Source organism: Stenotrophomonas sp. SMYL11, assembly GCF_036320005.1.
GTDB classification, from domain to species: domain Bacteria; phylum Pseudomonadota; class Gammaproteobacteria; order Xanthomonadales; family Xanthomonadaceae; genus Stenotrophomonas; species Stenotrophomonas maltophilia_A.
On sequence record NZ_JAWIRS010000009.1, the window covers coordinates 173,526 to 182,825 of the forward strand.

Annotated in this window: 8 protein-coding genes; 1 reads left to right on the forward strand and 7 read right to left on the reverse strand. The window is 66.2% G+C overall.

The genetic code is table 11. From position 1 onward, the window contains the following. Positions 1–140 precede the first annotated feature (140 nt). The 4 genes from V3B46_RS14060 to V3B46_RS14075 form a co-directional block, all read right to left on the reverse strand. Positions 141–1,175 carry a fimbrial protein gene (locus tag V3B46_RS14060; protein ID WP_329892196.1) on the reverse strand — a complete coding sequence of 345 codons (1,035 nt, stop codon included), beginning with the start codon at positions 1,173–1,175 and terminating at the stop codon, positions 141–143. Then, entirely contained in the window at positions 1,166–3,730 is a 2,565-nt protein-coding gene (locus tag V3B46_RS14065; RefSeq protein ID WP_329892205.1) for a fimbria/pilus outer membrane usher protein, read from the reverse strand. Before V3B46_RS14065 ends, V3B46_RS14060 begins: the two co-directional genes overlap by 10 nt. 92 nt (positions 3,731–3,822) lie before the next feature. Beyond that, a complete protein-coding gene (locus V3B46_RS14070) occupies positions 3,823–4,551 on the reverse strand; it encodes a fimbrial biogenesis chaperone (RefSeq protein WP_106467035.1) in 729 nt (242 codons plus the stop codon). Positions 4,552–4,636: 85 nt separating this feature from the next. Then, positions 4,637–5,176: a fimbrial protein gene (locus V3B46_RS14075; RefSeq protein WP_154262270.1), complete on the reverse strand. Its 540-nt coding sequence runs from the start codon at positions 5,174–5,176 to the stop codon at positions 4,637–4,639. Positions 5,177–5,635: 459 nt separating this feature from the next. Between V3B46_RS14075 and V3B46_RS14080 the strand changes: the two genes are divergently transcribed. Then, entirely contained in the window at positions 5,636–6,001 is a 366-nt protein-coding gene (locus V3B46_RS14080) for a hypothetical protein (protein ID WP_010482007.1), read from the forward strand. 24 nt (positions 6,002–6,025) lie between these two features. Here the strand turns inward: V3B46_RS14080 and pncB are convergent, their stop codons facing one another. The 3 genes from pncB to V3B46_RS14095 all read right to left on the reverse strand — a co-directional run bounded on the left by pncB (position 6,026) and on the right by V3B46_RS14095 (position 9,001). Continuing rightward, entirely contained in the window at positions 6,026–7,204 is a 1,179-nt protein-coding gene (gene pncB, locus V3B46_RS14085) for a nicotinate phosphoribosyltransferase (protein ID WP_010482009.1), read from the reverse strand. Between the two features lie 106 nt (positions 7,205–7,310). After that, on the reverse strand, positions 7,311–8,150 hold the full coding sequence (locus V3B46_RS14090; protein WP_329892197.1) for a glycosyltransferase family 2 protein: 840 nt from the start codon (positions 8,148–8,150) through the stop codon (positions 7,311–7,313). Beyond that, positions 8,147–9,001 carry a glycosyltransferase family 2 protein gene (locus V3B46_RS14095; RefSeq protein WP_329892198.1) on the reverse strand — a complete coding sequence of 285 codons (855 nt, stop codon included), beginning with the start codon at positions 8,999–9,001 and terminating at the stop codon, positions 8,147–8,149. Before V3B46_RS14095 ends, V3B46_RS14090 begins: the two co-directional genes overlap by 4 nt. Positions 9,002–9,300 lie beyond the last annotated feature (299 nt).

Below are 9,300 nucleotides of genomic sequence, written 5' to 3' on the forward strand. Positions count from 1 at the left end.
CGACATACATCACATTCATGTGGTTGTACGTGCGTCGTGGCACTGATCTTCATCGTTGGAAGATCAAGACGCAGTCAACGCCGCCCGTGGAACGGGCGACGTTGCGGTGGAACGCAGCAGTGGCGTGGCCTGCGGCCGACTTACTCGTACTGGATGGTGAAGGTGGCCTGGCCGTTTGCGACACCTGCACCCACCGTGCCGGCCTGGGTCTGCACGTAACGCGCACGCAGCGGCAAGGTCATCGTGCTGGTACCGGGCGTGGTGGTACCGACGTTGACAGTCTGGCCGAAACGCACTTCGCGCTCGGTGCTGCCATCACGCTGGACCATCTGGATGCCGATGCGGGTGGCACTGTTGGTGGCCGCGCTGAGCTTCAGCACACCCGGCATGTTCGAGCTGTCCTGGTCGGCATCCAGTCGGATACCGATCTTGCTCTGATACTGCGCGACATTGCTGCCCTGGCAGTTCAGGCGGATCTCGAAATCGCGATCGACAGCCTTGGAACCGACACCGGTGAACGTGGTGTTGGGCACGCTGCCGAAATCAACGGCAATGTTGCGGCTGCCGGCCTGCACTTCACAGGTCGGGCTGACCACGGTGGTACCCGAACCCCTGAAGGTCGAGGTCAGCACTGGCTTGCGGGCACCATCACCATCAAAGTAATACGTAGTGAAGCGCCCATTCGGTGCGATCACGCCCGAACCGGTCTGTGCGGCGGTCTTGATCAGCTGGATGCGGAAGCGACCGCCGATCAACGTAACACTGCTACCACCGCCAAAGCTCAGCTGATGGGGGTAGTAGACCTGGATCGATCCCGAATCACGGAACAGTTTGATGCCGACACCGGGGACATCGGTTTCATAGGTATCCGCAAAACCGGGCACCGGGCGCTTCTGCGCCGCGTTGACGTATTCACCGATCGAACGACCACCGCTCCAGTCGCAGCTGGCAACCCGATCGCGCTGAGTGATCGATTCACTGATCTCCTTGATCACCCCGCCGACCGGCGTGCTGGGCAGGATCACAATCTGGCCCATGTCCATGGTGACGTCCTGTGCGGTGAACCAGCTTGAGCTGATACGGCACGCGGCGCTGGCCTGCTGCGCAAGCAACACGCCACCCAGCATGGCCATGGCAGCCAGCACCTTGCGGCCACGGTAAGAAATCATCGGCATGCCGCCTCCAGCGGGATGAAGCCGGTCTTGGACGCATCGGCGCCCGCCGGTACCTGGTAATCAATGGTGCAGCGCTGGTCAGCACCTGCGCCCCACTCGACCTGCAACTGGCCCTGGTTCTTCTCGCTGCGCACGTACAGGCGGCCACCCTGGCTGACCATGCCCACCGGCTGGCCCTGCTCGTCCTTGACCTGCGCACCGAACGGCATGGTGCGGCCATCGGTGTTGCGCACCTGGATCAGCAGCGCATTGCCCTTGCGGGTATCGAAGCGCAGGTAGCTGATGGCACCGGCGAACGGCGCGATCGACTGGCTGGTGCTTTCCAGCTCGACGTCGTGGGCCATGCCCTGCGGGTCGAGGGTTACGGTGTTGAGGCGGTAAGGCGACACGTACGGCACCACCGCGTAGCCGCGGCCATCGACGCGCAGGCCCGGGGCGTTGCTGACGATCGCATCGCGCGCACCCGGTGCTTCCACCAACACCATGGTGTCACCACGCTGCGGGGTGAAGGTGAAGCCGCCCGGATGCACGACCACGCTGCCGTTGGCGCCGACCGAGGCCTGGCGGAAATCACGCGAGTGGCTGTAAGTGGCGTTCAACGCGGTGTAACGGCTGCGGTACTCGGCGTTGCCGACTGCGGTGGTGCCGCCCTCGCGGGAATCGGACAGCGCAGCGCCATAGCTGAAGTTGTTGTCGACGCCAGCCGAACCGGTGATGCCAACGCGGCTGTTGTCGTAGCCACCGCGGTCGCGCACGCCGAGATCGGCGCTGAACGACACCGGGTGGGTGCCACGGCCCAGCGGCACGCTCATCGACAGCAGGTACTGGGTGTCGGAGCGGCCCAGCACGCCCTCTTCGGTGCGCAGCGCCGAGAAGCCGTAGTTCACCGAGCGCCAGGCATTGTTGTAGCCCACCTGGTACTGCTTGGAGGTGCCGGAACGGTCGTAGAAGTCACGCACCGAGCCGGTCACGTACAGCGCGCCGCCGCGACGGCCCAGCGGCTGGTTCAGCGTTACCTGGAACTGGCTGCGCTGACGACCGCGGGTGGTCGGGTCGATGCCGCGCTTGTCCGAATCACGGCCATACAGTGCGTCCTGCAGGCTGTAGAAGCCTTCGGTCGAATAACGGTAGGCAGCCAGGGTCAGGTTGGTCCCGGTCTCGCCGATCATGTTGCTGTAGCTCAAGCGCACGCTGGCACCGGTGTGGTTGCCGTAGTGGTCGAACGTCGTACGTGCATGGGTGACGTCGGCGGCGAAGGCGCCGACCGGCGTGGACAGGCCAACACCGTACAGCAGCGACAGGTAGCCATCGCTCAGGGCGCTGCCGCCGTACAGGGTCAGCTGGTTGCCGATACCGCGCTGATAGGTGCCCTGCACCAGCCACGGCTCATCGGCCAGCAGCTTGTTGCGCACCTGGCCGGCGGTCAGCGCGTAGCGCGACACGCCTTCGCGCAGCATCTGCGGCACCGAACCGAACGGCACCTTGAATTCGCGGCGGCGGCCATCGGCCTCGATCACGCTCACTTCCAGGTCGCCGCCGTAGCCGGTCGGGTACAGATCGTCGATGACGAAGCTGCCCGGCGACACGGTGGAGGAGTAGATCAGCTGCTCGTTCTGGCGCACTTCGACGCGTGCGTTGGTCTCGGCGATGCCGCGCACGACCGGCGCGTAACCGCGCAGCGAATCGGGCAGCATGCGGTCGTCGCTGGCCAGGCTTGCGCCGCGGTAACCGATCGAGTCGAACAGTTCTCCGGTGGTGTAGGCCTCACCGATGGTGAGCATGCCGCGCACCTGCGGGATGCCGCGCTGTGCATAGGTGGCGATGCTCTGCCAATGGCGGCCATCGCCCTCGGACCAGGTCAGGTTCGAATCGTGGCGGAACTGCCAGCCGCCCAGGTTCAGGCCAGCGTTGAGGCCGAGGTAGGCACTGCGGTTGCGCTGGCCACCCTCGACGCGGCTGTCGCTGTCGATGGCATTGAAGCTGTAGCCGACGAAGCCGGCATTGATGCCACGGTCCCACAGCGCCGGGTTGACGTAGCCGCGCGCCTCACGACGCAGGAACACCTGCGGAATGCTGAGGTCGTAGCGCAGGTTGCCGCTGTCATAGATGCCGTAGGCGTTGCTCATGCGCTGCTGCACCGGCACGCAGCTGGTCTTGTCGGTAGGTACGGACGGATCCTGCTGCAGCAGCACGGCCTCGCTGTCCACGCCCATTTCTTCCAGCATCGGCAACGGCAGGCAGGCGTCGACATGGCCCTGCTCATCGGCCTTGAACTGCAGGTCGCGGCGGCCCTGCCAGCCACCGTTGACGTAGACGTCAACGCGGTAGGTGCCGGCCACCATCGGGTTACCATTGCTGAAGGCCGCCAGGTCGACCTGCTTGGCCTGGCCGGACAGGAAGCTGGAGTTGAACTGGGCCGATTCCGGTGCACGCGCATTGGCCGCACCACTCTGCGCCATCAGCGCCTGTTCGCCGAGATTGGCCGGGGCAGCCAGCGCCCATCCTGGGCAGGCCACGCCAGCAACCAACAGGCAAAGCGCCTGATGGATCGACAATGTCAATCTGTTTCCGATCACACTGACATTCCTTCAATTCGCCGCACAGCGGCGGTGGCGGGATGCGCAGGCCCAAGGCCGGCGCGGCGCGTTCAGCCCCCGGTGCTGCCGAGGCGGATGGTGTGTTCCACCCGGCCGCCGTAGTCGTTGATGGTGATGAAGCGGACCTGGTCGGTGCCCGCCGGTGCGGCGAACTCCAGGCTCTGCTTGGGCGCGACCATCGCGCCCTTGTCCTCGACGGCCTTTTCACTGCTGCCGGTCACGGCATGCACTTCGGCCAGAGTGACGTGGAAGGGGCTCGGGTTTTCCACCCGCAGGCGGTCGCCATTGCGGGTCCAGCGCAGCGCTGCCGGCGCGTCGTTGGCGACGCCCTTCAGGCCCTGCGGGCGGTAGAACAGCTTCAGTCGCGAACGGAACGCGACCTGCAGGTAATTCTGGTCACCGCTGTCGGCGTTGTCGGGCGACGGCGGCACGTCCAGCACGTTCAGCCAGAACACCGACTCGCGGTCGGTCGGCAGCTGCGCGCCGGAGAAGATCAGGCGCAGCGCTTGGCTGCGGCCGGGTTCGACGCGCGCGATCGGCGGCGTCAGTACGAACGGGGCATCGCTGGTATCGGCGGTCTGGTTGGCGTCGCCGCTGTCGATCCAGGCCTGCACCAGCGCCGGCGATTCGCCCACGTTGTCGACCTGCACGGTGACTTCGCGCGCCTGCGCCGGATAGATCACTCGCGTGCCGTTGACCACCACGCCGGCCAGAGCGTTCTGGCAGAAGGGCAGCGTGAACGCTGCCAGCAGCAGCGCCCGGGGAAAGATTGCTTTCATCGGAAGTACTACGCTCGAGGGGTGTGGCCAGAGGCCGCGGAGCACTGGCCGGCGCGTACGCCGGCCAATGCGGGTACGGCTACGATCAGTTGTAGATGATCGTGTACTTGACGCTGCTGGTGACGTCGCCCGGGGTGGCGGCGGCAGTGGCGTAGTACTCAGCGTAGTAGTTCAGATCGGCCGAGCCGTCGGTGCCGACGGTGACCCACTGCGAGTTGGTCTGGGCCAGACCAGCGCCGGCAGCCTTGATCGGCAGGAACTGGTTGTTCGAACCCAGCAGCTGCAGCTGCACGTTGGTGGCAGCGTTGGCCGAGGACTGGTTGACCAGGCGGCCGCTGTTGAAGTCAACGGTCGAACCCGGCTCGAAGTAGGTGGCGACGTTGCCGGCGCTGCACTTGGTCAGGTTGATGGCGAACGGGGTACGGCCCGCAACGGCACCGGCGGTGGCCAGGGTGTTCTTGGACACGGTCGGCAGGTTGACGGCGAAGTCCTTGCCGCCCGGGGTCGAGATGGTGCAGGTCTTGTCGGTGACCTTGCCATTGAAGGTGATGGTGCCGTCGGCGGCGTTGGCGGCCAGCGGAGCGGCGGCCAGCATCAGAGCGGCGATGATATTGATCTTGTGCATTCGCTTTTACCTAACCCTACTGAAGAGATGAGAAGTAGAGGAGGAAGCAAGGAGCACTGCCGGGCTATCAAGACCCATCCTTGCGTCTCACCTGTGGCCGGACTCGGACATACCTTCCCCTGAATCCGTGACGCAAGTATAGGCACAACTGTGATGAAAGTCTCATTATTTTTCTGAACGCCAATTCATTGACGCCTTAAATGTGACGTGGTACGCGAAATTCCATCTTGCCGGGCGTGGAGGATTTGACGTCGAGGCGATCAGCCCATAAACGACCCGAGATGACGCTTCGAGTGACGCGTTCGGCATGCGCGAAAACAGGCTTTTTTCAGGTGGAAATCGCCTTATTTGATGCGCATCACTCTTTCTTGGTGATGGCCCTAGCAGATTCGGATTTGTCCTATTAAAGACGGATCGAACCTGTCGCTAACTAGGACACACCGAACCAGAGAACGTGTCATGAGGAATTCCATTCTGCTGTGTGTGGCCCTGATGTCCGTCAGTGCGCTGGCGCAGGCCAGCAGCGGCAGCATCCGTTTCAGCGGCCGTATCGCCGAGCCGGGCTGCACGACGGCCCTGTCCCAGGGTGAGCTGAGCCTGGCCGCCTGCCCGCCCTCGGCCAAGGGCTCGACGGTGGCCGTGACGGCGCTGGCCGATGGCCAGGCCGCGACGCTGCGCGACGGCAAGCGCCAGGGCCAGAAGCTGTCGGTGTCGGCCAGCGCGATGCGCGCCGGCGATATCGCCTTCTCCGAGCGTTACAGCGTGCAGGCTTCGAAGCAGCAGCCGCTGCAGGGCGCCTACCTGGTGGTGGTCGACTACCTGTAAGCGGCGTGCCGTAAGCCGACGTGTTTACGCCGGCGGCAGCTCGAAGACTTGGCGCAGATAGGCCAGGTAGCCCGGGTCGTCGCACATGCTCTTGCCCGGCGAATCGCTGAGCTTGGCCACCGGCTGGCCGTTGCAGCGGACCATCTTGATGACGATGTTGAGCGGCGTTGGCCCCAGATCATTGGTCAGGTGGGTGCCGACGCCGAAGGCGACCTGGCAGCGCCCCCGGAAGTAATCGTACAGGCGCATCACCTTGGCGATGTCGAGCCCATCGCTGAACACCAGCACCTTGCTGCGTGCATCCACCCGGCGCTGCTGGAAGTGCGCCAGCATGCGGTCGCCCCAGTCGAACGGATCGCCGGAGTCATGGCGGACGCCGTCGAACAGTTTGCAGAAGTACATGTCGAAGTCGCGCAGGAACGCATCCAGGCCGACCACGTCGGACAGCGCGATGCCGAGGTCGCCGCGATACTCGCGTGCCCACGATTCAAGTGCGGCCACCTGCGAATCGCGCAGGCGTGGGCCCAGCGCCTGGAATGCCTGCAGGTACTCATGGGCCATGGTGCCGTGCGGAGTCATGCCGTACAGGCGGGCGAAGTGCACGTTGCTGGTGCCGACCAGCTGCGGGCCGAGCGCATCGCGCAGCAGCGGCAGCAGACGGGCATGCCAGTCACGCGAGTAGCGGCGGCGGCTGCCGTAGTCGGCAATGCGGCACTGCTCGAACCCCGGGGTATCACGCAGCAGCGCGGCCTTGGCCTGCAGGCGGCGCTCGCCCTCGGCGAAGTCGGCGGTGGTGGTATTGCGGAACCAGACTTCGTTGATGATCGCCAGCAGCGGCACTTCGAACAGGATGGTGTGCAGCCACGGGCCGGTGATGTCCAGTTCGATCTCGCCCGGCACGGTCTTCGACGCGCGCAGCTGGATGTACTTGCGGTCGAGGTGGAACAGGCCGAGGAAATCGGCGAAGTCCGGCTTCACGAAGCGCAGGCCACGCATGTAGTCCAGCTCCGCGTCGCTGAAACGCAGGCTGCACAGGTGGTCGATCTCTTCGTCGATCTGGTCGATGTAATGGGCCAGGTCGATGCCGGGCGTGCGGCACTTGAACCGGTACTGCACCTGGGCGCCGGGGTGCTGGTGGAGCACCGCCTGCATCATGGTGAACTTGTACAGGTCGGTGTCGAGCAGGGACTGGATGATAGGCATGGGGCGGATTATGCGCCCGGCGGAGTGAACCGTGGGCGCGCCCGCCTTCCGTAGAGCTGAGCCCACGCTCGGCTGGATGTTGCCTGAGCCGAGCGTGGGCTCGGCTCTACAACGCCCTGCGCAGCAGCCTCGGCACCAGCATCAGCGCGTGCGCCCAGATCGCGCCCCACACCGCCACGCGTACCGGCAGCGAACGTTGCATGGCCTCGAACTTCTGGAAGTAGCGCCACAGGCCCTTGTGCTTGTGCCATTCAACGAAGAACGGCCGCGAGCGGCTGGAGACGCCACGAACGTGGGTGACCTGCAGGTCATTTGCGATCGCCACCACTGCTCCGGCTTCGCGTGCACGCCGGCACAGGTCCAGGTCTTCGGCGTGCAGGCGGTAACCGGCGTCCCAGCCACCGATGCGGTCGAACAGCGCGCGCGACATCATCAGCAAGGCACCGGACAACGCGGGTACCCGCTGCAGTGCCTGCTGCGGGTCACGCGGAACCGCCAGTTTCGAGCCCTTGCCCGGCGAGCGCAGCATCATCAGGAAATCCGGGTCGCGGCGGCGCACGGCTTCGTCGGCATGACCCTGCTCGTCCACCTGCTCGACACCGAGCAGGCAGTCGCCCAGTCCTTCCGCGCGGCTGCGCAGTGCGGCCAACGTCTCCGGTTCGACCATCAGGTCCGGGTTGATGAAGGCCAGCCATGGGCTGTGCGAATCGGCCACGCCCTGGTTGTTGGCGGCGGCAAAGCCGGGATTGTCCGGATTGCCGACGAAACGCACGCGCGGGTCGTGGCTGGCATGGCGCTGCACGATATCCAGCGTGCCATCCATCGAGCCATTGTCGATCACCCGGATCTCGGCCACGTCCTGCGCCTGGCGCAGCCGCGAGAGGCAGGCATCGATGGTGCTGCCGCTCTGGTAGGTGACGACGATGGCGGCAATGGCAACATTCAAGCGGGAGGCTCCGGCGCGGATGACGGGACGAACAGGTCGCCCTGCTCGGCCGGCATTATCGCCTGCCGCATGCGCTGCTGCAGGTCGGCGCGCAGGCCATGCAGCGGATCGTGCATGAGGAAGTCAGCCAACCGTGGTACCCACCCCGGCCAGCGCGCGGCCAGGGCCTCGAGATCGCCATCACGGCTGACGGCCTCCCCTGCCCGGCTGACGAAGGCGGTCTCGCACAACACGTTGCGCCATCCCAGCCCGGCCATGCGCAGGCTCAGGTCGACCAGTGCCGCGTTCCAGCCGGCGTAGCTGTCCACGTCCAGGCCCCCGGCACGCCGGCGCGCGTTGCCCCGCACCAGCACCGCGTGGGTGACCGCCGACGGCAGCTCCGGGTGCAACACCGGCAACGTGGCACAGGTCTGCGCCAGCAGCGCGGCATCGTCCGGTTCCGGATTGATCTCGCCCAGCCGCGGCCACGCGGCCGTCTCGCCGGCATTGCACCACGGGGTTGCGGTGGCGATGGCGGCGTCGCGGGCGAAGGCATCCTGCAGCTGCTGCAGCCAGCCCGGCGCGGGCACGCTGTCCGGCGCCAGCACCGCCACGTCCATGCCATCGCAGGCGCGCAGCATCTCGTCCAGGTGGGCGACTTCACCCAACGGCCGCGAGCGCCGGGTGTACTCAGCCTGCAACGGCGTATGCGCCAACCAGTGTTCCACCACCGCCTGCGCACGCGGCCCGGTCTGCGCGTCGTCGGCCAACCAGACCGCGGTGCCCGGCGCGGTGCCGGCATCCAGTGCGGCCAGGCAGCGGTCGAGCGCGGCATCGTCCACGCACATCGGCAACAACACGATCGCCCCCATCCCGCCTCCGTGGTTGTCGGTAACCACAGCCTAGCACTGGGAGGGTATCGGCCGGGTTGCACCCGGCACCTGCAGAGGCCGGAGCCAGAGCCGAAGCAACAGCCGGAGCAAAAGCTGGGCTCCTGAGGGATGGCGGGGGGGGGGGGGGGGGGGGGGGGGGGGGGGGGGGGGCGCCCCCCCCCCCCCCCCCCCCCCCCCGCCCCCCCCCCCCCCCCCCCCCCCCCCCCCCCCCCCCCCCCCCCACCCCGCCTTCGACAGTTCCTCTCGACCTGCAGTAGATCCACGCCATACGTGGATGA